This window comes from Aquimarina agarivorans (genome assembly GCF_000218485.1).
Lineage (GTDB): Bacteria > Bacteroidota > Bacteroidia > Flavobacteriales > Flavobacteriaceae > Aquimarina > Aquimarina agarivorans.
On sequence record NZ_AFPB01000169.1, the window covers coordinates 16695 to 42644 of the forward strand.

Genomic DNA, 25950 nt, shown 5'->3' on the forward strand with positions numbered 1-25950 from the left:
ATTATTCCGATCTACATGCTTAAAATTTAACTTTTTAGTTAGACTACATTAAAAATTCGCCAAACAACCAAAATTTAACAATTTAGCCTAAAAAAATACAAAAAATGTTAAATAATTAAAGGATGTTTAAAAAAAAAGATTATATATTATTAAAAACACAACAATGTGAAATTGCCTAAAATATTAATTTATTGATAATCAGCTTATTATATTTTTACAAAAAACAAATTTTAACAAAAAAAATATAGTATCACTTTAAACAAAAAGTAATGTATAATTTAACTAGTGATTAAAAATTCTTTTAATTTAAAAAAAACTTAAAGCACATTTATCGACAAAATACCTATTAAAATGACATATTGCACTATTTGTTTTAGAAATGTAAGTAATTTTACAGGGATGTGTTTATGTAGTAAATTGAAGCTTGCTCAAATAAAATTACTTTATTGGGAATCTATTAGAGTTTTGAATTTCTATACAAAGGAAAAAAACTTTGATCATTGCTTTTGTTTGCATATTGACTTGATAACTCATCGTACACTGATTGATTAACAATATGTTTCCAAACTTTAAAGTCTTTAAAATCTTTTGAAAAAGAAGCTTTAAAATTAAACAACGAATCTTCAGAGCTACCCAAACCTCCTCCTAAATTAAAGTAAGTATAATTATGCTCTGTTCCCTTTATTCTCATTTCATCTATTAATAATCGAATCGGAGTTAGGTTCAAATAATCATTACGAGTCCCTGAAATATGGTATTGTATAATATTATTAGTTTTAACCATCATGGCTGCTGAAATGATCTCATTAGTTTCTTTTAAAATTGCAAACAAAACATCAGTTTCAAAATCACTGCTATTTATAAAGCTGTTAAAATAAGCCTCATTAAAATAATACGATTTTTTAGCCTGTACGCGATCCATGTTTTCATAATACAAATCCCTAAAAGTTTGCATATCCTCCATAGTCCCACCCGACTTAACTAAACATAGTTTTCGAGCTTTATTAATATACCGCTTAGTTGTTTTTGAAAAAAGAGTACGTTGCTCATCAATATTTTTAGTAATATCAATATTTACAATTTTACTAAGCGTACTAATTTTACCAATTTTAGCTATGGCAGTTTCCTGAAAAGGAATGAATGGGTTTAAACGGGAGAAAACAGAAACAATTTTATTTTCATTAAAGTAATGAATTAACTGAGCTATAAATTTTGTGTTATCATAATTTTCATCAACATTTTTATGAAGTGTCCCAGCGTAGCCATAGACCGATGTAATATCATAGTATTCTGTATCAAAAATTCTTCGCATTAAAAAAGGAAGACCTATAATAACACCGTCTTCCTCATATTTAATTAAAATTGGTATGTCCCCTTTGGCTTTTGACAAATGGTGATAATCATAAGTATGATAAAAATCATATTGTTCCACATCATCCAAAAGTTTTTGCCATTCATTTTTAACCGATATAGTTTTAAATTTTGATGTAGACATATAGCTATTAAATCAACTGTTAAATAATAAAATTTGCTTTATTACTTTGCAAATCTAATTATTGATTCGGTAGTAAGGAAAAAATAAGTCAGTTAAAGCAATATCTTTTGTTTTTGAGTAATTTTCATTGGTAGCGAAGTTAAGTTCATTATATATTTTTGCATCAATGATTTTTCTACCTGTATAAAATATAACTTCTTCATCCTTAGGAAAAAAAGCTTTTTTACTTTTATACAAACCATCCCCATTCTTTATACCCCCCCCCAGTACATAATATTTTTTCTTATTATTAATTGCCCATTCAATTAATTTTACGCGTAAAAAATCATTTGGCCTGTAAGAAAAGTAATCTGAGTCAGTTCCGCCTAAAAAAGCATAAATTGTTTCATTATGATGGATATTCAGCTCAACCGACGCTGGTATATTATTATAATACGCTATGGCAATAGTAAAATTTGTAGAGTGGGAAAGAATTAAATTTTCAAAATAGGCTTGAGAAAAAAAATACAAACTTGCAGCTTTATTTCGCTCCATAGTTTTCGTGTAAATATCATAAAAAATTGCTATAACTTGAGTGGTCAATTGTTCTTTTTCGTAAATTTTAAATTCTAGCGAATGTTTTGCCGCTTTCCTAAAATTGTTCCGCACTTTTGATAGAAATCCTGACCATTGATCTTCAAAATTTTCACAAAGCTTGCCACGCACATTAATTAATGATGCTATTAACAGGCCTGAATAATATTTGTGGTTTTCATTTAAACTAAAGCGAATAAACTCTGAAATTACATTATTTTTCTTGTACCATTCATCAACTGCTAACCAAAAATTAATGATTTCTTCATTGATTGTTGAGTTACAAAATAAAGGACCACTATATCCATAAGGACTTGTGACATCAAAAAATGAAGTTAATTCTTGTTCAATTTCAATTTGCCTTAATATTAATGGCATTATCACCTTTATATCATTATCTTTTTTGAATAGAAAATAAATTAATTTTTGATTGTCTGTCAAAAAATAATTCATGTGCGCTATGGAATAATAAACATTATTACCCCATTTCTTTTTTAATAGATCATTATAAAAATCCGCATCACTTTCTGAAACTATTTCATGAATTGATAATGTATATTTTGGATTCAAATGAAAAAGAAATTTAATTCAACAATTTTTACAAATACGGAGTTATATGATTGAATCACACATTTCCTTTCCAGACCTCCATGGTTATGTTTTCATCAGAATTTACACCCTCTTTAATAAATACTTTTTTTACCGTGAGCAGTAAAATTTCAAAATCAAGCAGGAAGCTTACGTTATCCACATACCAAACATCATATTCAAATTTTTTTGACCAACTGATCGAATTTCTACCTTTTACTTGTGCCCAACCTGTGATTCCTGGTCTTATGTTGTGTCTTTTGCTTTGTATGTCATTATACAAGGGCAAATATTCCATTAATAATGGTCGTGGACCAACTAAACTCATGTCACCCTTTAATACATTTACTAATTGAAGTACTTCATCCAAAGAATACTTTCTGATAAATGCACCTGATTTTGTTACTCTGGATAAATTATGCACTTTTTGATCATCTTTAGAATCGATATCAGTCATAGTTTTAAACTTTATGATATTGAAAGGCTTGCCATTTTTACCTGGACGTTGCTGAAAAAAAAAGGGCTTTCCTTTATTTACAAAAAGCAATACCATTATTATGATAATAATTACTGGCGAAAGCATTAAAAAACCAATTAATGATAATACAAAATCAGTAATTCTTTTAAAAAAAGGATTATACATATTGCGAAAAGTAGTTTTTTTTCATTGAATATAAAAAAGCAATTACACCAAAAAAATTTAATCTAAAATACATAAAAACAGATAAACGAACACAAATACTCGTTATAATAAAACTATAATTCTGATTCAATTATTTTAACAAGATCACCTACACTATTCATGTTCATTAAATCCATTAATTTAAACTTAATATTTAAATTATTTTCTATTTCCGAAATAATCATCATGTGTGTTACTGACTCCCAACCATCAACATCATGAGCTGTCGTAGTTTCAGATAATTGAAAATTATCGTGTCCCAAAACTGTTTTTAATGCGTTTTCAATTTTTTTAAAAATGTCTTCTTTATTCATATTTAATTTATATCAAAATGTGTTTTCAATTTTTTCCGATCAATTTTACCATTAATACTATGTGGAAATTCTTTTACAAAGGCTAAATGACTTGGTATCATGTAATCTGGTATTTTAGTCTTCATATATTCTAAAACAGCGCTAAAATCGAATTTGTCGGATTCAATAGCAAGTCCTAATTCAGCGTTTCCTAACTTATTTTTTAAATCTAAAGCAACCATGTTTACTTTTTTTTCGCATTTGCTTTTAGCATGATACTCTATTTCGGCTAGCTCTACACGATAACCTCTTATTTTTACCTGAAAATCAGATCGTCCAACGTATAAAAAATCCCCTTCTTCATCCTTAAAAACAAGATCTCCCGTTTTATAGAAACGTAGTTTTTTTTCATTATACGCTTTAAAAAAAAAGCTTTGCTTGTTTTTTGTTGGATTTTTCCAATACCCTGGAGTGACTTGCCCCCCTCCTAAACATAATTCTCCAGTAACTCCAGTTGGAACTTCCTGATTATTTTCGTCTACAACTATATATTGAGTACCTGCCTGAGGTTTCCCTATCGCGATGATACCGTTATGGTTTTTAGTGTTTGTATCTTTGTGATATGGGTAAAAGCCACTATATACAGTATATTCAGTTGGACCGTAATAATTAAAAATTTTGCAATTTGGCAAACATTCACTCCATTCTTTGGCGATATCGGCATGCAATGCTCCGCCACCAAAGCTACAATACCTAACATCGGGAGCATTAATTTCACTAAAATATGGCCTTAAATAATTGATTATTGAAGGAACCATAGTTAAAACAGTTAGCTTTTGTTCTTTAATTAACTTATATACGTAAAAATATTTAATGGCATCCTTAGCAATTGTATAAATACACGATCCTGCTAACAAGGGAAATAAATATGTAACTACTGAAAAATCAAATGTCAGTTCAAACATTTGTAAACATTTGTCTGAAGCTACTAAATTGAAATCGGGTTCTTTATCAATAGCATTCACAAGTATATTTACGTTACTAAAACTTATAGGTACCCCCTTTGGCAAACCTGTGGTTCCTGAGGTGAACAATATATAAGCCAAGTCATTTTCTTTTATGTTTTTTAAAGATAAATCCTCATTATACGATGCAATAGTTGATGAATGTATTACTCTATAATTAGAAAAAACAGTAGTTTCAGAGGAGTCTATTATATGTTTAATATCCGTAAGTTCAAAAATTTTTTGATTGCGTATTTTTGGTAAATCAGGGTTTACGGGTACGTAAGTTTTACCTTCAAACCATAATGCTAAAATAGCTGCATAAGTTTGCAAATCATTATTGGTTACCAAACCAACCATTTTTTCTTTTTCATCAATAGTTTGCTGTATGGCAAAACGGATAGCATTAATTAAATCTGAGAATTCTTGATAGGTATAAAAAGTTTCTTCAATATAAAAAGCATTTAATGCTGCATTTGTATGTATTGATTGATGTAGTTTTTTTACGAATTCCATGAGTTTTGATTAATAAAAGTGTCCATCTCTATTGTAAATTTTTAAATGATCAGTTCCAAATGAAATTGATTCATGAGCTAGCGCCTTTTTTTCAATTTTATAAGTAAATACCGACTTGTAGCGATTTGTTATCGTATTTGATAATTCAGTATCATCAGTAAAAATAAAATTCATTCCTGACTGTAAAAAATGTTCCATAAGTACATCAACACAAATGTCATAATTGCTATTTTCATTCACTAAAAAATATTTGACATTAAATTCTTTGTGATTTACAATATAGGACAAAAAGCAAATCACTTTTTCATTATAAATAACTTTTACATTATGTATACGAATATTTTGACCAATGCCTACTTGCAAGGAGCGCTTAGGATATTTTGATGAAACAGGAGTTTGGGTATATTGTGCATTATCCAATTGCCAATTCACATATTCCTCAGTTTTATAAATCAAATCATTTGTGCAAAGGGGTGCTATAAACTCCCACGTTTGCCGGTCAAGTTTATTTAAATAATGGTATGTAATGTTTGCTGTTCTTGATTTTACCTTTAGGTTATTAATTTTTTTTACCACAGTACCCACAAATTTATCGGCTGTTTGTAAAATAAATTTATAATGTTTCAAAAATGAAAATCGACTCAATAAAATATTGGCATCTAAACTAAAAAAAATGGTATGCCGTAACCTAGCTTCTATTAAATTGAAAGGTTGTTTTGCATAAAATTCATTGACACCTTCAGCATAAGACTTTACAACCACTTTTTTATTTGCCAAATTTAAAGCTTCATTAAAAATATAGGTTCCTAATACGGTATTTTTGTAAGCATCACTCACCCACCATAAAAGTTCCCAGTATGCTTTTTCTATTTTACCTCCAAAGTTAAATAAGTCAGGAAACATATAAATAAAAGCCACCATTTGATCGCCTTCAAACCCAAATACACCGCAATAATCATCTTCTTCAATTCTTAAATTTGACAACAACCAAATAGCTTTACTTTTAGGAATAGGAACATTTTCCCTATCCCAATAGGTGTTTTTTTCAACAGCTATTCTTAGTGCTGCTTTTGTTACAGGAATGATTCGTAAATCGTTACTCATTGGATATTATGTAGTACAAATTTTAAAATTACTTTTAATTGATCGATAAAAAATATTGCTTTTCAATAATTTTAATAGTTTTTGCAACTAAATTTTTTCCGTGTTCGGCAAATTTTGGATACAAACTATCAAAATTATCGTTCTTTTTTATTTTAATAGCTTTTTGGGCTAAAATTATACCTTCGTCTAATTTATCATCAATGATATGTGTCGTAATGCCTGTAATTTTAACGCCGTAAGCTAATGCATCTTGTATGGCGGTTTTAGTGCCTAAAAAACTTGGAAAAAGCGATGGATGAATATTTAAAATTCTATTCGGAAAAGCATTAAGCATTTCTTGCTTTATTACATATTTGTAATTTAGCATAAACACGAAATCAATTTTTTTGCTCTGAAGTATTGCTGTAAGTTCTTTTTGATATTCAAGTAAATTAGAAAAATCATTTTTGATCAACTTAATCGTTTCAATACCTAATTCTGTAGCACGATCGGCCGCACCACACGGATCTGATTCATAAACTACTAATGAAATAGCACTTTTTTTAAACACTCCTTTACTGTAAAAATCTAACGTATCTTTTGCATTACGCCCCCAGCCTGTTACCAAAATGGCCCAGTTGATTTTATTTTTTTCTGTACGCATCCAAATCTTGTAATGTTGAACTTGGGTCTATTACTATATCCTTTGACGATAATACATTGACAATTGTTTTAAAAATAATTTTTATATCCATGAGCATGGATAAATTTTCAACGTAAAATACATCCTTTGCCAATCGTTGTTCCCAGTGTAACAAATTTCTACCTGAAACCTGAGCCAAACCTGTTATTCCGGGTCTTACCGTATGTCTTTTCTTTTCTACAGCAGTATAATAGGGCAAATACCTTGTTAACAATGGTCTTGGTCCAATAAAACTCATTTCTCCTTTTAATACATTGATTAACTGGGGTATTTCATCCAATGATGTTTTTCTGATAATGCTTCCCATTTTAGTCAGTCGCTCACCATCAGGCAATAAATTACCATTGGCATCTTTAAAATCATTCATTGTTTTAAATTTAATAATTTTAAAAATGCGTTCATTTTTACCTGGTCTTTTTTGAACAAAAAATGGAGTTCCCTTATTGGTAATAAACAAAAAAACTGCAACCAGCATAAACACCGGAGAAATGAATACTAATAGTAATAGTGCTCCAAAAAAATCTAAACTCCGTTTTACAACAAATTTGTACATTAACTCTTTTAAAATAATTCTTACATCAATTATGAGTAAGTATTTAATTTAGAATGGCAATATATGTGGTTAAAAATTAATTCTTACAAAAAAAAGAAAGAAAATACATTTCAAGGTTGCGTATGTTTATTTCTGAACACAGTATTTACGTAGAAATATGAGCGCTAAAAAAATGATAAAATTGATTACAATATAACTAAGACTTACATAATTTTAATGTAAAAATTTGTTTTTAAATTATTTAAAAAACTTTTAATTGTTGCAATCTAGAGTTAGTTTTATATTCATTTCAATAAATTATTTAGATCATTTTAGTGTCAAATACGCATGAGAGTTATTTTGTGCTTGAAAAACTTGATTTTATAAACAAAAACAATCTTTACTATTTTAATAAATCAATAAAAGCCGCATGAAATTTCTTCCAAGCGGCTCTTCTCTTTAATAGCAATTCTTTATTTCTTAATATTTTTTGCTTAGTAGAATATAAAATTCTTGAAGTCAGATTAGTTAAGTATAATTTTTATCAATTTACTATTTCCTGTAGCATGATTTTCAAGTTTTGCAATGTAAACAGCTGGTAGTAATTCTCTTAAATTTTGTGATGTAGCACCAGACTCAACTTCTTTTACCATAACTTCTCTTCCTAATAAATCATAAATTGTCAAATTAGTATTTTTTTCGGTAACAATATCCAATGTATCATTGTTATAGTTATAAAACATTGAATTAGAATTTTCTGTATCAAAATCAAAAGTACTTAAAGTAGGACCAGTACAGTCAGGATCTAAATCTCCATGTCTGACACTCCAATTTAAATCGTCTTCTAAAATTTGTATTGCTAATATAGCCTCATCACAATAGTTTATTCCTTCAGCTTGAAATATAAACCCAAATCTTTCACTGCTGTTATCCAAAATATCTGGTGCCTTTGACCATGCAATTAAAGTTTTAGTATAATTAGCACTTGACATTCCTGAGTTGTTCAAGAAAAATGGCATAAACCTAACTCCGCTTCCTTGTCTAGGGTACCAATTTTCAAGAGGCTGATCAAAAGCAGTTGCCCCATTAAATACAAATTCATATTCAATTGAAGATATATTACTCAAATCCCAATTGTCTAGTGGCTGATTAAAAGCTTCGGCACTTTCAAATAACGAGCTAACATTTTTTAAACTACCTGTATTCCAACTATTTATGTTTTGATTAAAAACTTTAGTTTCGCTAAACATGCTGCGCATATCTGTTACCTTACTTACATCCCAATTATCTAAAGGCTGATTAAATGCCTCTGCTTTAAAAAACATGCCCCTTGTATCTTTTAATGATGTTGTTGTCCAACTATTAATGTTTTGATTAAAAGCTTTAGCACCACCAAACATACTGCTCATATCTGCCACCTTACTTACATCCCAGTTATTCAAAGGCTGATTAAATACTTCCGCATCGCCAAACATAGTACTCATGTCAGTAACATTACTTACATCCCAAGTATTTAAAGGCTGGTTAAAAACCATTTTTCCTCTTAAAAGTTCACCTCTAAACATATTTTGCATATTGGTTACCTTACTAACGTTCCATTTACCCAAAGGTTGATTAAAGTTTTCAGCTTCTCTAAACATATTAGCCATTGAAGTAACTTTGCTTACGTTCCAATCATTTATTGAAGTATTGAAATTTTCTGCTTTTTGAAACATTGATGTCATATCTGTTACATTACTAACATTCCAATTATTTATTGGCTGATTAAATGCCTCTGCATTATTAAACATAGCAGACATTAAAGTTACGTTACTAACATCCCATTTATCTAAAGGACTATTAAACTTAAAAGCATTCAAAAACATACCTGACATATTAGTCACATTACTAACATCCCAATTATTTATATTAGCTTCTAGTTGCTCGCAATCAATAAACATTGATTGTAAGCTTGCACTTGGTGCAAAATTTGGAATATCCGTTGCATTAATAGATGTTAACATTCTGTTTCGTCCAAACATACTTTCGCATGACTCCCATTCATTAGTTCCCCATTGTTCTATAGAAATAATTGGATTTAAAGAAAATTTTAAAATTGGAAATACTCCCGTAATAGATACTGTATATTCACCTGGAGTAGTATACGTATGATTTGCCAAAGCTGACAAATTAGTATCTGTAGTCCCATCTCCCCAATCTACATTATAATCAAAAGCCTTTGTTGAAGCTCCAACATCAAACGAAATAGCTTGATTTGCATTTGTTATATTATATTTAAATACAAAAGCATCAGGATTTGTCTGTGCCAATAGCATACTTGTGAAAAATAGAAATAAGGGTAAAAAAAGTTTTTTCATAATTATAGTTTTGTGTATTATTTTTAATAATAACACCTCAATTAATGATTACCCTATTTTTTTTAAAAATTAAATTAAAAAAGAAATTCAAACAAATCGTTTTTAAATTGAAAAGAACCGTGTGTTTTATTTTTCTGTTTCAATTTACTGAACAGTTTTTATTTAAAATTTTGTTCTTAAAAATGAGATGAGAACTCATTTTTGGTTTTTGAGTTAACATGCATACTTACGTCAACATATCTTTGTTAAAGCACAAATATTTGAGTCTCTTAAATTATTACCTACTCTAATTTGTCAATCATTTAAGATAGTTCAATAATAGTGTGAAATTTAAACTTTTAAAATCATGCGTACATTAATTTACATTTTTTTAGCTCTTTACTCCATTAGTTTAGTTTCCTGCAAAAAAGAAAAAAATACAAATATCAAAGTAGAAGCTTCCGCAGAAAATAAGAAATCTTTAAAAAAAATAGCTGTTGCTACTATTGATTCAAAATCAAATACAGAAACATCAGGAACAATTACATTTACCGAAATTGATCAAAAAGTTACAATGATAGCGCAATTGGATAATATTTCAAACAGTGGACCGCATGCCATACATATTCATGCTATTGGCGATTGTAATTCAGAAGATGGGAAATCAGCAGGCGGCCATTGGAATCCTACAAATACTAATCATGGAAAATGGAATTCTGAAACTTTTCATATTGGAGATATTGGTAACATACAAATTAATGAAAAAGGAAATGGCACCATTTCAAGAACTACTGATTTATGGTGCATTAATTGCGAAGATGATAAAAAGAACATTATTGGTAAAGCTATAATTATTCACAAAGGCCCCGATGATTTTACCTCACAACCATCAGGTGCCGCCGGACCAAGAATTGGTTGTGGAGAAATTATTACTCAATAATTAATAATAATTAAGAAAATGATTAACCTTCGATTGATATTATAGCTTCTGGTAAAAAAACTAATCGCTAAACTATGTTATAACTCGTAAAAAAATAACGCCAACTAATTTTTCTTTCTGTTGGTACTATATCTTTAATTTTTTTTTGACGTAAAATTTAATCTTTACGTTAAAAATTGAATTTTATTAATAATCTGGAAATAAATTATATTTTTAATTTCATTTTATTTATATTTAGTAGAAAACATATCAAAGATATAGCCTAAAATTACCATGACAGAAATAAAACGCCTATTCGATTTCCCCTACTATCAATTAAATAAAGGTAACCTTAAAGATGCACTAGTTACCAAAACTAATGGTATTTGGGAAAAAACCTCAACTCAGGAATATATTGATAAAGCCAATCAAATCAGTCGCGGCTTACTAAAAATGGGAGTACAACCCAATGATAAAATTGCAATAATTTCATCAAACAACCGAACCGAATGGAACATTACTGATATTGGTATTTTGCAAACAGGAGCTCAGGATGTACCTATTTACCCAACAATCTCCGAGGAAGATTATCAATACGTTTTAAATCATTCCGAATCAAAATTTGTATTCGTTTCCGATCAAGAAGTATATGATAAAGTCATGAAAATTAAAGATCAGGTTCCTAGTTTGCAAAAAGTATACTCCTATGATGCTATTCCTAATTGCAGCAGTTGGAAAGAAGTATTAGAACTGGGGGAAGACGAAAGCAATCAAAACGAAGTACAGAAAATAATGGACTCCATTGACGAAAATGATTTAGCCACACTAATTTACACTTCGGGTACTACAGGCCGCCCTAAGGGTGTTATGTTGAGTCATCGAAATATTGTTCGTAACGCTCTAAATAGTTCTAAACGCTTTGAAGTAGAAGATGGAAATGCCAAAGCACTGAGTTTTTTACCCGTATGTCATGTTTATGAACGCATGCTACTTTATTTATACCAGTATCGATCAATATCCATTTATTTTGCTGAATCTATTGAAGCCATAAGCGACAATTTGAAAGAAATTAAGCCCGATGTAATGACAGCCGTACCTCGTTTACTTGAAAAAGTATACGATAAAATATACGCGAAAGGAGCAGCTTTAACCGGGTTAAAAAAGAAACTATTTTTTTGGGCAATTGATCTGGGATTAATTTATGAACCTTACGGTCAAAATGGCGCTTGGTATGAATTTAAATTAGGCATTGCACGAAAATTGATTTTTAGTAAATGGCAGGAAGGACTTGGTGGTAATTTAAAAGTAATAGCATCGGGTAGTGCTGCATTACAATCTCGCTTGGCACGTGTTTTTAATGCTGCAGGTATCAACGTGATGGAAGGTTACGGCCTTACTGAAACTTCACCTGTAATTTCAGTAAATGACATCCGAGACAAAGGATTTAAAATTGGAACAGTGGGTAAAATACTTGATGAAACTAAGGTGACCATTGCTGAAGATGGTGAAATATTAGTTGAAGGTGCCAGCGTAATGATGGGGTATTATAAAAATCCCGAAAAAACCGCTGAAGCTATTCAAAATGGCAAGTTCCACACTGGTGATATAGGTGAAATTGACAGTGAAGGATTTTTAAAAATTACCGATCGTAAAAAGGAAATGTTTAAAACTTCAGGTGGTAAATATGTAGCTCCGCAATTAGTTGAAAATACCATGAAACAATCTCCTTTTATTGAACAACTTATGGTTATAGGCGAAGGCGAAAAAATGCCCGCTGCATTTGTACAACCAAACTTCGCTTATATTAAAGATTGGGCAAAAATTAAAAATATGGTAGTGGGATCTACAAACATTGAAATTTGTAAAAATCAAGATGTAATCGATAGAATTAAAGATGAAATTGACAAACATAATGCCAAATTTGGTAAATGGGAGCAAATAAAACGTTTTGAACTTACTCCCGTGGAGTGGAGTGTCGATTCTGGACATCTTACACCTACTTTTAAATTGAAACGTAAAATTATAAGAGAATTACATAAAGATTTATACGACAAAATATACGCTTAATTTGCAATATTTCAGTAATATACCTGATTTTTACACCTTAATTTAGTTGTAAAAACAAAATATTGCTTATTCTATTCTTAAATTATAAACAAACTCTCCAAATTTTGGGGAGTTTGTTTTTTTTTACGTATTAATTACTTAAATTAAGAACAATATTGATAATTAATTTTCATTTTACTATGCATGCATAATAAAATTTTTTATATTTACGTAAACTCTAACGGCTTGTGGTTTCTTTTTATGAACTCTAAAGCGCAATACAACTACAATATTATAAATGAGAGAACTCACCATAGATTATTTATTACGGTCCACTTGGATTGCAGTAGCCAAAATGTACAATGAAGAAGCGGGTAAAAAAGGAAGTTCCATGTCCACCGGATTTGCGTTACTAAGTATCGATCCCGAAAGCGGTACTCCTTCAACTTCACTTGGTCCAAAAATGGGTATGGAAGCCACAAGCCTTTCCAGAACATTAAAAACTATGGAAGAAAAAGGGTTAATTACCCGAAGTAAAAACCCTGATGATGGACGTAGTGTATTAATAGGTTTAACTGATTTTGGAGTTGAAATGCGTGAATTTTCAAAGGAAGTAGTTTTTAAATTCGATAATGCGGTTAAAGATGCAGTTCCCAGCGATAAACTTGACACTTTTATTGAAGTTTTTCATACTATCAACGAATTAATTTCAAACAAAAAAATTTATAATTCTAAATAAAAAATCACACTCCTATGACACACTTTGATCAATTTTTCATTCGATTGCATGAAGTATTTAAACAAAAAAGTAAAACACTTTTAAAATAGAAATCCCTACACATGAAAAGAAACATAAATAAAATAGCCGTCATTGGTTCTGGAATTATGGGTTCTGGTATTGCTTGCCACTTTGCTAATATTGGCGTGGAAGTATTATTACTAGATATTATTCCTCGGGAATTAGATGATAAAGAAAAGGCCAAAGGACTTACCCTTGAAGATAAGGTAGTCAGAAACAGATTGGTGAACACTGCTTTAACCACTTCTCTTAAATCAAAACCCGCTCCTATTTATCATCAGGATTTTGCCAAACGAATTGCTACTGGTAATCTTGAAGATGATATTAGTAAAATCAGTGAGGTGGATTGGATTATTGAAGTGGTAGTGGAACGATTGGACATTAAAAAGTCAGTCTTTGAAAAACTAGAGCAGTATCGTAAACCTGGCACGTTAATCACTAGTAATACTTCAGGTATTCCTATCAAATTTATGAGCGAAGGGCGTAGTGATGATTTTCAAAAGCACTTTTGTGGAACACACTTTTTTAACCCAGCACGTTACTTAAAATTATTCGAAATTATTCCTGGGCCTAAAACAGATCAGTCTGTATTAGATTTTCTTAATGGATATGGTGATAAATTTTTAGGAAAAACATCAGTAGTTGCCAAAGATACTCCTGCATTTATTGGAAATAGAATTGGTATTTTTAGTATTCAAAGTTTATTTCATGCTGTTAAAGATCTAGGCTTAACCATTGAAGAGGTGGACAAACTAACGGGACCCGTTATCGGGCGTCCAAAATCAGCTACATTCCGTACCGTAGATGTTGTTGGTTTAGATACTTTAGTACATGTGGCCAATGGTATTTTTGACAATTGCCCTAATGATGAACAACATGACTTATTCAAGCTTCCTGATTTCATCACAAAAATGATGGAAAATAAATGGCTTGGAAGTAAAACAGGACAAGGTTTTTATAAAAAAACAAAAACTCCTGAAGGTAAAACGGAAATTCTTTCGCTTGACTTAGATACTTTAGATTACAGAACAAAAAAGCGAGCTTCTTTCCCTACGCTTGAAATGACTAAATCTATTGATAAAGTTGTCGATCGTTTTAAGGTTTTAGTAGGTGGTAAAGATAAAGCTGGTGGATTTTATCGTAAAAGCTTTGCTGCATTGTTTTCATATGTTTCCTTTCGTATTCCCGAAATTACTGATGCCCTATATAAAATTGACGATGCCATGAAAGCTGGTTTCGGATGGGAACACGGTCCTTTTCAAATATGGGATGCCGTTGGTGTAAAAAAAGGAATGGAATTTATTAAAGCTGAAGGTTTAGAGGTGGCTAATTGGGTGACCGATATGATTTCTAGCGGAAGCGATACCTTTTATAGCGTAAAAGAAGGCGCTACGTATTTTTATGATATTTCTTCTAAATCACAAACTAAAAAACCAGGACAAGATTCATTTATTATTTTGGATAATATCCGAAAATCAAATGAAGTATTCAAAAACTCAGGTGTTGTTGTTGAAGATTTAGGTGATGGAATTCTTAATGTTGAATTTCAATCCAAAATGAATACCATTGGTGGTGATGTATTGGCAGGTTTAAATAAAGCCATTGATTTAGCTGAAAAAGATTACCAAGGACTAGTTGTAGGAAATCAAGCCGCTAACTTTTCTGTGGGTGCCAATATTGGAATGATCTTTATGATGGCGGTTGAGCAAGAATATGATGAACTTAACATGGCTGTCAAGTATTTCCAAGATACCATGATGCGTATGCGTTACTCCTCAATTCCAACTATTGCTGCGCCACACGGAATGGCTCTTGGTGGTGGTTGTGAACTTTCGTTACACGCCGATAAAGTGGTTGCTGCGGCTGAAACCTACATCGGTTTAGTAGAATTTGGCGTAGGCGTTATTCCTGGTGGTGGAGGTTCCAAAGAAATGGCACTTCGTGCAAGCGATAATTTCCAAAAGGGAGATGTTGAATTAAACGTTTTACAAGAACACTTTTTAACTATTGGAATGGCTAAGGTGTCTACTTCTGCTTATGAAGCATACGATACAGGAATTCTTCAAAAAGGAAAAGATATTGTTGTGGTTAACAAGGACAGGCAAATTGGTCTTGCAAAATCGTACGCTAAACTTTTAGCTGAACAAGGGTACACGCAACCCGTAAAACGAAAGGACGTAAAAGTGTTGGGAAAACAAGCTTTGGGAATGTTTTTAGTAGGAACAGACTCTATGGAAGCTAGTAATTACATTAGTGAACACGATAAAAAAATTGCTAACAAATTAGCCTATGTAATGGCTGGAGGTGATTTATCAGAGCCAACCTTAGTCACTGAACAGTATTTACTGGATTTGGAACGCGAAGCCTTTTTAAGCCTGTGTACCGAACGTAAAACACTAGAGCGTATTGAGCATATGTTGAAACGAGGTAAACCATTGAGAAATTAAAATTTCTGAGACATGAGATTTTAGATAATAGACTTTAGACTGATAATATGCATGATTTTAAAAAACTATTAATTTGGCAAAAAGCAATGAACGTAACTAAAGACGTTTATTTGCTTACAAGTAACTTTCCTAAAGAGGAAAAGTATGGATTAATAAGTCAAATCAGAAGATCTGCTATTTCTATACCTTCTAATATTTCTGAAGGGGCTGGTAGAAATACAAACGGAGAATTTAAAAATTTTCTAGGTATTGCTAATGGCTCTTCAAATGAATTGTTAACTCAGCTCATTTTATCACAACAATTAGGACTTGTTGATGAAAATTTAGTTCAACCTATTATTGAAGATTTAATTGAAGTGCAAAAGATAAACTATTCTTTAATTCAAAAATTTACAAAAGAGTAATCTAATATCTCACTTCTAAAATCTAAAATCTATAAAATTATGAAACAAGCATATATAGTAAAAGCATATAGAACAGCGGTTGGAAAAGCACCAAAAGGCGTTTTCCGATTTAAGCGAAGTGATGAATTGGCCGCAGAAACCATTCAACACATGATGAAAGAATTACCACAATTAGACAAAAAACGTATTGACGACGTTATTGTTGGTAATGCCATGCCCGAAGGTTCACAAGGACTAAACATGGCCAGATTAATCTCCTTAATGGGATTAGATATTATTGATGTGCCTGGGGTGACGGTGAATCGTTTTTGCTCTTCGGGGATTGAAACTATTGGTATTGCCACTGCAAAAATTCAGGCCGGAATGGCCGATTGTATTATTGCTGGTGGTTCCGAGAGTATGAGTTCTGTACCTATGACAGGAAATAAGCCCGAATTGAATTACGATATTGCGCAATCGGGTCATGAGGACTACTACTGGGGAATGGGAAATACGGCCGAAGCTGTAGCCAACCAATTTAAGGTATCACGTGAGGATCAGGATGAGTTTGCTTATAATTCACACATGAAAGCCTTAAAAGCGCAGGCCGAAAATCGTTTTCAAGATCAAATTGTACCTATTAACGTGGAGCAAGTATATGTAGATGAAAATGGTAAAAAAGCCTCTAAATCTTATACAGTTACAAAAGACGAAGGCCCTCGTAAAGGAACAAGTCTGGAGGTCCTGGCTAAATTGCGACCTGTTTTTGCTCAAGGCGGAAGTGTTACTGCTGGAAACTCATCACAAATGAGTGATGGTGCTGCATTTGTAATGGTAATGAGTGAGGAAATGGTTAAAGAACTTAACCTAGAACCAATAGCTCGTTTAGTGAACTATGCAGCTGCAGGAGTTGAACCCAGAATTATGGGAATTGGACCAGTTAAAGCCATTCCAAAAGCATTAAAACAAGCCGGTTTAAAACAAGGTGATTTATCATTAATTGAGTTAAACGAAGCCTTTGCTTCACAATCCTTAGCTGTAATTAGAGAGCTTGGGCTTAATAAAGACATTGTAAACGTAAATGGTGGAGCCATAGCATTGGGCCACCCACTAGGTTGTACAGGAGCAAAACTTTCGGTACAGTTATTTGATGAAATGCGCAAGCAAAACATGCAAGGTAAATACGGTGCAGTAACTATGTGTGTAGGTACTGGACAAGGTGCTTGTGGGATATTTGAGTTTCTTTCTTAATTATTCTAAATGCTAAATTTTAAATGTTAAATTTTTAATGGAAAGAGGAAACATAGTCGTCGATAAAAGTTTTGAATTTGCACTTAAAATTATTGAGCTGTATAGAATTTTAAATATTGAAAAGGAATTTATTATTTCAAAACAATTGTTGAGAAGTGGCACTAGCATTGGAGCTAATATTCAAGAAGCTACTGCTGGATTTTCAAAAAAAGATTTTATTTACAAAATGTCCATAGCATCTAAGGAAGCTAGAGAAACTAAATATTGGCTGCAATTATTAAATAAATCAAATATAACAAACACTAATGTTGATACACATTTGAATGAAGTTAATCACTTAATAAGTATTCTTACTAAAATTGTAAAAACTTCTCAACAAAATTTATAATTCAACATTTAAAATTTAAAATATTTTATGGAAACAACAGAAAAAGACATATTACGAGGAGGACAATTCCTTGTTAAAGAAACAAAATGTGAAGATGTGTTTACTCCCGAAGATTTTACAGAGGAGCAATTAATGATGAAAGAAGCGGTTACTGAATTTGTGGATCGAGAAGTATGGCCGCACAAAGACCGTTTTGAAAAGAAAGACTATGCCTTAACCGAAGAGGTCATGCGCAAAGCTGGTGAACTTGGATTTTTAGGTATTGCAGTACCCGAAAAATATGATGGTCTTGGAATGGGGTTTGTTTCTACCATGTTGGTTTGTGATTATATTTCGGGAGCAACTGGTTCCGTAGGAACTGCCTTTGGAGCGCATACAGGTATTGGAACAATGCCAATAACGCTGTATGGTACCGAAGAACAAAAACAAAAATACGTACCTAAATTAGCTACTGGCGAGTGGTTTGGTGCCTATTGTTTAACTGAACCAGGTGCCGGATCCGATGCCAACAGTGGTAAAACAAAAGCTGTACTTAGCAGTGACGGAAAAACTTACAGCATTACGGGACAAAAAATGTGGATTTCAAACGCTGGCTTTTGCAACGTTTTTATAGTTTTTGCACGTATTGAAAATGATAAAAACATTACTGGTTTTATTGTTGAAAACAATCCTAGTAACGGAATCACCATGGGTGAGGAGGAACACAAATTAGGAATTCACTCCTCCTCCACCCGACAAGTATTTTTCAATGATACTGTAGTACCTGCTGAAAATATGCTATCGGAAAGAGGTAATGGTTTTAAAATTGCCATGAATGCACTAAACGTCGGGCGAATCAAATTAGCCGCAGCGTGTTTGGATGCGCAACGTAGGGTAATTACAAGTGGGGTCAATTATGCATCGGAACGTATTCAATTTAAAACGCCTATTGTACAGTTTGGTGCAATTCGTAAAAAATTAGCGGATATGGCAACCAATTGTTACGTTGGTGAATCTGCATCCTACAGGGCTGCTAAAAATATTGAAGACCGTATTACTTTGCGCGAAGCTGCAGGAAATTCACATCAGGAAGCGGAACTTAAAGGAGTGGAAGAGTATGCTATTGAGTGTTCTATTTTAAAAGTAGCTGTTTCCGAAGATGTTCAAAATTGTACGGATGAGGGAATTCAAATTTATGGAGGTATGGGATTCTCTGCCGATACTCCAATGGAATCCGCTTGGAGAGATGCACGTATTTCACGTATTTACGAAGGTACAAACGAAATTAACCGTATGCTTTGTGTTGGTATGTTGGTAAAAAAAGCTATGAAAGGTCACGTAGACCTATTAGCTCCTGCTATGGCTGTTGCCGATGAATTAACCGGAATTCCTTCATTTGATACTCCTGACTATTCTGCTGCACTTTCAGAAGAAAAAGCTATACTAGCAAAGCTAAAAAAAGTGTTTTTAATGGTGGCTGGTAGCGCTGTTCAAAAATTTGGCCTACAGTTAGAAGAACATCAACAATTACTTTTGGCTGCTAGTGATATTTTAATTGAAATTTACATGGTAGAATCTGCTATTTTAAGAACCGAAAAAAATATCAAACGTACTAGTGAATCTGAGCAAGCGCCACAAATTGCCATGACGCAATTGTACTTATTTAACGCTGTTGAGGATATTACTTCAAAAGCAAAAGAAGCTATTGCTAGCTTTGCAGAAGGTGATGAACAACGCATGATGCTTATGGGACTTAAGCGTTTTACAAAATATCAAAACATGCCTAATGTAGTTGCTTTAAGAAACACGATTGCTGATAAAATTACTACCGAAAATAAATACTGTTTTTAATAGTTGACAAGTCAAGTAGTAACACACTTCAGGGAAACCTGTGCCTTTTTTCGATAACTACCAATCGAAAAAATTAATAAAAGAGGCTGCATTTTTAGCCCTTTATTTAAAATTAGTATAAAAACGAGTATGCTTTTGGCCTACTCGTTTTTTATTTGGTTGCTTAAGTATCTTATGAACAGAAAAACTTTTTTCTAGATATTATTTGCTACAATAAATTTTCGTTTAAATGGTTTCTTATCATTTAATACTGTATACCATACCTTCAGCTACGCTTATAGTTACTTTATCAACGAAACAATAGTTTCCTACAAAAATAATAGCTAACACGAAAAATATACAAGCTAACATTCAGTGACTTACTTTAAATATCTTTATTTAAAAAAATTAACACACTTAATCCTAAAAAAGATACATTACAACGATTTTAATGTTTTTTTGAAATAATTGATAATATTTATAGACATATTGTATCGTTAAATTGCACTAAATCAATAAAAAAATACCTAATTATTCTAATTTCTTACACTAATGAACAGCTCTAATAGTTGTAAGAATTTATTTAAACGTTTGCAATCGGTATAGACTGAAATTAGATTTTAAAATAAGACAACTATGACTAAACTTTACATAAGCTACATTCTATTTTTTGTACATATGTTTTCATTTGCTCAAGATTGGAAAGATATTGAAATCCCAGTTAAATTGAAGAAAGGTTTCGATTGGCAATTACATTCGCAATCAGACGATTTTAATTATGAAACTAAAGGCATTTCTAAAAATAATTTTTTTACTAAAAGATGGACCGATACATTTCATAACCCTTGGAAAGGACCTGGGTTAACTGAGTGGAATCAAAATTTTTCTGAAGTTTCGGATGGATATTTAAAAATTAAGGCAAAAAGAAAAAAAGAACTAAAATGATTAATACAGGTTGTATCACATCTAATATACGAGTGAAATATCCTGTTTTTATTGAAACTAAAGTTAAAGTAAGTAACTCTACTCTTTCAAGTGCTGTATGGCTATTAAGTCCCGATGACACCCAAGAAATTGACATTATTGAAGCTTATGGCTCCAACACCGATAAAAACAGGTGGTATTCAGAACGTATACATTTAAGTCATCACATGTTTGAACGCAGACCTTTTAAAGATTATCAACCCACTGACGATGAAAGCTGGTTTGCGCAAAATGGTAAAATTTGGAATCAGGAGTGGGTGCGCGTAGGACTATATTGGAAGGATCCTTTTACTTTAAAATACTATATTGACGGAGAACTAGTAAGGGTTGTCAAAGGTAAAGATATGATTGATCCTATGAATTATGCTGAAAATAAAGGTATTCATAAAGAAATGGATATCATTATCAATGCTGAAGAACAAACATGGAGAACAGCGCAGGGTTTAACTCCAACAAAAAAACAATTGAAAATGGAAGAAAACAACACTTTTTTAGTAGATTGGATTCGTATTTATAAGCCTGTAGCAAATAAATCATATACAACTATTTCTAATAAAGATCACATTAAAAAATTTAAAAAAAATGCAACAACTGTAGTTAAGAAAAAACAAACCAGTTATTAATACTTATGAGTTTTCTACTATTAAAGTGAGTTATACTTTTAAGTTAGACACTATTAAAGAAAATTAATGATTGAATACTACAAATCAATAAACCCGAAAGTTCAAGATGACATTACAACTGTAGAAAATCAGAAGAAGAAATTGCTAAAGCTCTTAAAGGAAATGAAAGAGCTGATTTTCTATTTGGTCTAAAACAAGAGTTTGAATCCTATAAATTTTATCAAAAGAAAATTGCCGATTGTGATAAACAAATCGATAAATTCTTAAAAAAACAGATCAAACTTGATCCAGTAAAAAAAACTAAATACCAAGCCTAAACCACATAAAAGAGCTAATAAAAATGCTCCTGAAATAGATCTCAATCAAATTGCTTTTAAATATTTTGGAGGCATAGACTTCTTAAAAATTGAAGGAATCAGTCATTCAGCGGTACTTACGATAATTAATGAAATTGGACCAGATGGTTTTTTTAAATTCCCTTCTGCTTATAATTTTACCTCTTGGGCGAGATTAGCTCCTAATAATAAAATATCTGGAGGCAAAGTACTCAGCCACAGAACTCCTAAAGGAAGTAATCGGGTAAAAACTGCTCTAAGACAAGCTGCTAATGCTATTGGAAATCTAAAAGACACTGAATTATCAAATTTCTTTAGAAAAATAGCATTTAAAAAAGGTAGACAAGTCGCTATAAGCGCAACAGCTAGAAAGCTAGCTGTAATTATCTGGAATATGGCTACTAAAAAAGAACCCTACAAACCTAAAAATGAATATCTGTTCCTCGATCAAAAAAGAAAAATGGGATTAGTGAAAAGAATGAAAAAACAAATCAATAAATTTGATATCAAACCCGAAGATCTCGATTTTTCAACGTCTTGATTTTCAATAATAAAAATTGACGTTAGTCGAGATTTGGAATAACTTTTGTAAATTTTCTAAAGTTAAATCATTATATTTGAATTATTATGTCAACAGATAGAATAAAAATATTAAGCGCTAGATTTAGAACAGCTGGAGCATCTGGAAGAAAATTTCACGTTATGTCGAGAAAAGGACATTGGGTTGTTTTTAGAGAAGGCTCGGAAAAAATAATTTCTAAATTTGACACAAAGAGAAATGCCATACTGAATGGTAAAAAAATCCTTAGTTCTGAGCAAGCTAATGTTTTAGTAGTTCATAAAACTGACGGAACTGTTGAGAAACTTCAAACAGCCGAATAATATACATGGCGTTTGAAAATAGTATTTTTATAAATTGTCCATTTGACAAAGAATACAAACCTATCTTAAAAATTTTAGTATTCACCTCTATTTATCTAAGGATATAAACCTTTATTATCAGAAACAATAAATTCTGCAGACTCTAGAGTCGAAGGTAGCAATCTCTACCACGCACAAACGTTTACATTAATCGTTACAAAACATTACTCAACAAACTTGAAAAAATATATTTATAACTAGCACGTTATGATTTATATTTACAAAATCAACGCAAACTAAAACTCAATGTTCAAAGCCAAGCTTTTTATCTTTGAAAAAGAATATGATGTATTAAAATTTGATACAGATATTAACCAACAAGATGATGGAACAGGGTTACCTATAACAATAACTAATGGTGGTAAGCTAAATATTACGATTCCCGCCCCTAAAGATGTTGTAGAATTTTTTACTGTAGCGGTATCCTCTAGACAGATGGTTAGCGGTCTTGTCCGATTTTATCAACGTGATGGACTGCATAAACATAAAGATTGGGAATTTGCCAATGCCTATATGTTACGTTTTCATGAGTCTTTTAACTATAAGGATAACAAACCCATGACTTGTAATATAATTCTAAGCCCTGGTATTTTAAGGGTTAATGGCTTTATCTATGAAAACGAATGGAATCCTAGCAACCCATTTGCCTCACAAGTTGCTCCAACGGTAATAGAAGAAAAAGACCCTGACTTAATTAAAGGCTGGTGGACGAGTGATAGTGAGGGGTGCGATCCTATTACAGATGCTATGCTTGGAGATACTGTATACTTCCATGTGCAAACTAAAGACATCGAAATTGGAGAGTCCATTAACTGTCAACTATGGGAATATGACCACTTTTTTGGAATAGACTATTTAAATGTTGATGAAAATAAATTTCCTAAACACGAAATTAATGCAAAAGCTATAGTACAGGAAATGGATGGAACTACGATAGCAACTGCTAGATTTGAATTAAGCGAAAATTGGGGTGGAATGATTGCTGATGACGGAGGTGATAAATTAGAGCTCTACTGCAACGTGAGTTATAATAATATAAAGAAAGAGTTACCTATAAGCAGAAAAGAGGTGCTTTATGTAGGTTATAGTAACAAAACCCTCTTTTTTAAAACCCCAACCATAGGTCACAATTTACCTGAGTTTATAAGCTATAAAGGAGATCCGTTATTTTTGATGAAGTTTAGTGCAAACTTTGCCAAAAACAAAGCCATTTCCAAAGGCTTGGAGGCTTTAGGCGAAAAAGCTACAAGTAAAATTAGTAACATTGCTTTTACTAAAATGGAAAAAGGCTACATGGCAGACAATTTTGGCAAGGTATATACAGGACAAAGACGTATCCATGAATATAAAAAAATGTATACTAACTCTGGGGAGTTGTTTGAAAATGTAAAACAAGGCAAAGATTTTGGATATAAACATGCTGGTAAACCACTGCATACTACCAAAGGAATTAGCCAATACGATTACTTTTCCAAAAACGGTAAAAGAGTAAAATTACTTGGAATGTTAAAGCCTATAGGGAGTTTATTTGATGTTTTTAACCTAGTAAAAACCGTAGGCGAAGATTTAGATACCAATAAACCTATACCTTTAAATTTTGGTCCACTTTCTCCAATAGCCGATTTATTAGGGGTGTTAGCACAAGAGCAAAAAGCCGAAATGGATATGTGGCTGGAAGAAGAAGTACAAACCGAAATTGATCTGGCTAAACTAGAAGGATTAGAAGCTACTCGTAAGGCTATAAGTACTTGGAATCATAATGAAAAATTTAACTGGCAATTACTTCCTATTTCTAGTGATACAGCTAATAAATTAATACAAGGAGAATTTAAGACGTTTGAAGAACTTAGAAATCATGCCGATGAAAACATTGATGTTTTTAATAATAAAACTCAAGCTTTGTATAGAAAAACTAAAAATAGTAATAGGGATGAATTTATATATGTAATTGAAACAATTTTTATTGATGAATAAAATTTTTAAAACACTTATTTTTTTGGGATTGATATTCTCTTTAGTTGAATGTAATCCAACTAAAAAAAACATAGTGATAACTCAAAAAAAATCTAAAGAATCTATTGTTCTTAGAATGGAATCAAAATATAACACAGTTTTTGGTATAAAATTCCCTCAAAAATTAGAATTTGAAAATAAATCTTTATCAAATAAATCCTTTGTTATGGTAAATTATCAATACGAAGATTCCTTAACTAAATGGAGAAATTTAGGTATCGAATTATACACCGATGAATTAGAAAGAATTTCAAACAATAAAAAAAAAATAATTTCTTCCAAAACCAAATTAAGTTATATCTTATATACAAGACATTTTATAGATTCCACTAGCTCTACACAAGCTCAATTTAAAACTTTCATAAAAAAAATGTTATCCCAAAATAAAGATACTCTACACATTGGAACCGTTAAAGAGTTCAAAAAAACACACAAAGAACTTTTTGAAAAACTCACAAAAAATGATAGTATTTCCATACAGTTTTTAGAAGGAAAAAAATTAGGAGAACGTGTAACTGTACCTGTAAAATGGTGAACAAAAAACGTTTTGTAACACATAAAGCATTCGTCTTGCCGATAGGCCAGAGATGAATGCGATGTTGACTGACCCGGTGGTGGATTTATGGGGAAAGTGATGTGTGGTAATCTTCAATTCTAGAAAGTACAACCTCGTTTTTCACAAATTTCAAGGTTTGAAAATACGCTTTGACTATTGAAAAACGAATCTATTGGCATCGATTATAAGTTTTATATGGGGTTTAATCCAATTTTGAGCTATTTCCTTTAAATTTGGACAATACTTGTCCCGTCCCTATTATGGGATTTTTTTAAAATCTATGTAGCCTTTAGTTTTTCTAACCAGCGCTTTGGCGGACCTCGTACCCCAAAGTAAGCGATGATTTGCAAAGTGCCTTTTTTACATTTTGGGCAAATACGGTAGTTGTCCTTGATCTTTTGCGCTTTAACATTTAGTGGACTTTTAGCCAATGTCGCTTGCAGCTTCTTTAGGTACTTCCGCTTAGTAGTACTACTGAGCAATCCATAATGGCGGATCCTTGTAAAACCCTTGGGTAAAATGTGTAACTGAAAACGATTAACAAAGGTGTTGACAGGAAGACTTATTGTTGCTAATTCACCTCCTTTACGGTAATTTTTCACCATAAAACTTACCTGCCTATTTTCCTTATCCAAACCTGTAATCCTTCCATCGCTGATAGCTATACGATA

At 31.6% G+C, this 25950-nt stretch carries 24 protein-coding genes; 14 read left to right on the forward strand and 10 right to left on the reverse strand.

Going from position 1 to position 25950, the window contains the following annotated elements; translation table 11 throughout:
* Positions 1–457: 457 nt before the first annotated feature.
* The 9 genes from GMC_RS0114435 to GMC_RS0114475 form a co-directional block, all read right to left on the reverse strand.
* A complete protein-coding gene (locus GMC_RS0114435; protein WP_010522818.1) occupies positions 458–1495 on the reverse strand; it encodes a GNAT family N-acetyltransferase in 1038 nt (345 codons plus the stop codon).
* 54 nt (positions 1496–1549) lie between these two features.
* Positions 1550–2638, reverse strand: coding sequence for a GNAT family N-acetyltransferase (locus tag GMC_RS0114440; protein WP_010522819.1), 1089 nt, complete (start codon positions 2636–2638; stop codon positions 1550–1552).
* Positions 2639–2693: 55 nt separating this feature from the next.
* Complete coding sequence (locus GMC_RS0114445; RefSeq protein WP_010522820.1) at positions 2694–3299, reverse strand: sugar transferase; 606 nt, start codon at positions 3297–3299, stop codon at positions 2694–2696.
* Between the two features lie 113 nt (positions 3300–3412).
* A complete protein-coding gene (locus GMC_RS0114450) occupies positions 3413–3652 on the reverse strand; it encodes an acyl carrier protein (protein ID WP_010522821.1) in 240 nt (79 codons plus the stop codon).
* A gap of 2 nt (positions 3653–3654) precedes the next feature.
* Complete coding sequence (locus tag GMC_RS0114455) at positions 3655–5151, reverse strand: AMP-binding protein (protein WP_010522822.1); 1497 nt, start codon at positions 5149–5151, stop codon at positions 3655–3657.
* A 9-nt stretch (positions 5152–5160) separates the two neighbouring features.
* Positions 5161–6255 (reverse strand): hypothetical protein, encoded by a 1095-nt coding sequence (locus GMC_RS0114460; RefSeq protein ID WP_010522823.1) that lies wholly within the window; start codon positions 6253–6255, stop codon positions 5161–5163.
* A gap of 34 nt (positions 6256–6289) precedes the next feature.
* Positions 6290–6898 (reverse strand): formyltransferase family protein, encoded by a 609-nt coding sequence (locus GMC_RS0114465; RefSeq protein WP_010522824.1) that lies wholly within the window; start codon positions 6896–6898, stop codon positions 6290–6292.
* Entirely contained in the window at positions 6879–7490 is a 612-nt protein-coding gene (locus GMC_RS0114470; RefSeq protein WP_010522825.1) for a sugar transferase, read from the reverse strand. The genes GMC_RS0114465 and GMC_RS0114470 overlap by 20 nt, the downstream gene beginning before the upstream one ends.
* 503 nt (positions 7491–7993) lie before the next feature.
* Positions 7994–9826: a BspA family leucine-rich repeat surface protein gene (locus tag GMC_RS0114475; RefSeq protein ID WP_010522826.1), complete on the reverse strand. Its 1833-nt coding sequence runs from the start codon at positions 9824–9826 to the stop codon at positions 7994–7996.
* A gap of 346 nt (positions 9827–10172) precedes the next feature.
* On the opposite strand from GMC_RS0114475, the gene GMC_RS0114480 reads away from it, so the two are divergent.
* From GMC_RS0114480 to GMC_RS0114550, 14 genes are all read left to right on the forward strand, one after another.
* A complete protein-coding gene (locus GMC_RS0114480; RefSeq protein WP_010522827.1) occupies positions 10173–10745 on the forward strand; it encodes a superoxide dismutase family protein in 573 nt (190 codons plus the stop codon).
* Between the two features lie 273 nt (positions 10746–11018).
* Positions 11019–12791: an AMP-dependent synthetase/ligase gene (locus GMC_RS0114485; protein WP_010522828.1), complete on the forward strand. Its 1773-nt coding sequence runs from the start codon at positions 11019–11021 to the stop codon at positions 12789–12791.
* Between the two features lie 277 nt (positions 12792–13068).
* Positions 13069–13509 carry a MarR family winged helix-turn-helix transcriptional regulator gene (locus tag GMC_RS0114490; RefSeq protein ID WP_010522829.1) on the forward strand — a complete coding sequence of 147 codons (441 nt, stop codon included), beginning with the start codon at positions 13069–13071 and terminating at the stop codon, positions 13507–13509.
* Between the two features lie 101 nt (positions 13510–13610).
* Positions 13611–16016 (forward strand): 3-hydroxyacyl-CoA dehydrogenase/enoyl-CoA hydratase family protein, encoded by a 2406-nt coding sequence (locus GMC_RS0114495; RefSeq protein WP_010522830.1) that lies wholly within the window; start codon positions 13611–13613, stop codon positions 16014–16016.
* A gap of 47 nt (positions 16017–16063) precedes the next feature.
* Entirely contained in the window at positions 16064–16420 is a 357-nt protein-coding gene (locus GMC_RS0114500) for a four helix bundle protein (protein ID WP_010522831.1), read from the forward strand.
* Between the two features lie 39 nt (positions 16421–16459).
* Entirely contained in the window at positions 16460–17650 is a 1191-nt protein-coding gene (locus tag GMC_RS0114505) for an acetyl-CoA C-acyltransferase (RefSeq protein WP_010522832.1), read from the forward strand.
* A gap of 37 nt (positions 17651–17687) precedes the next feature.
* A complete protein-coding gene (locus GMC_RS0114510; RefSeq protein ID WP_010522833.1) occupies positions 17688–18038 on the forward strand; it encodes a four helix bundle protein in 351 nt (116 codons plus the stop codon).
* A gap of 27 nt (positions 18039–18065) precedes the next feature.
* A complete protein-coding gene (locus tag GMC_RS0114515; RefSeq protein ID WP_010522834.1) occupies positions 18066–19868 on the forward strand; it encodes an acyl-CoA dehydrogenase FadE in 1803 nt (600 codons plus the stop codon).
* Between the two features lie 615 nt (positions 19869–20483).
* Positions 20484–20792 carry a LamG domain-containing protein gene (locus GMC_RS20860; protein WP_050813321.1) on the forward strand — a complete coding sequence of 103 codons (309 nt, stop codon included), beginning with the start codon at positions 20484–20486 and terminating at the stop codon, positions 20790–20792.
* On the forward strand, positions 20789–21454 hold the full coding sequence (locus GMC_RS20045; RefSeq protein WP_050813322.1) for a LamG domain-containing protein: 666 nt from the start codon (positions 20789–20791) through the stop codon (positions 21452–21454). The genes GMC_RS20860 and GMC_RS20045 overlap by 4 nt, the downstream gene beginning before the upstream one ends.
* A 405-nt stretch (positions 21455–21859) precedes the next feature.
* Positions 21860–22330 (forward strand): transposase, encoded by a 471-nt coding sequence (locus tag GMC_RS23035; protein ID WP_369073182.1) that lies wholly within the window; start codon positions 21860–21862, stop codon positions 22328–22330.
* Positions 22331–22416: 86 nt separating this feature from the next.
* Entirely contained in the window at positions 22417–22671 is a 255-nt protein-coding gene (locus GMC_RS0114540) for a DUF2188 domain-containing protein (RefSeq protein ID WP_010522836.1), read from the forward strand.
* A gap of 285 nt (positions 22672–22956) precedes the next feature.
* Positions 22957–24684 (forward strand): type VI secretion system tube protein TssD, encoded by a 1728-nt coding sequence (tssD, locus tag GMC_RS0114545; protein WP_010522837.1) that lies wholly within the window; start codon positions 22957–22959, stop codon positions 24682–24684.
* Positions 24677–25258: a hypothetical protein gene (locus GMC_RS0114550; protein ID WP_010522838.1), complete on the forward strand. Its 582-nt coding sequence runs from the start codon at positions 24677–24679 to the stop codon at positions 25256–25258. The genes tssD and GMC_RS0114550 overlap by 8 nt, the downstream gene beginning before the upstream one ends.
* Before the next feature lie 299 nt (positions 25259–25557).
* On the opposite strand, the gene GMC_RS0114555 is transcribed toward GMC_RS0114550, so the two are convergent.
* A partial coding sequence (locus tag GMC_RS0114555; protein WP_010522839.1) for a transposase occupies positions 25558–25950 on the reverse strand: 393 nt, incomplete at its 5' end.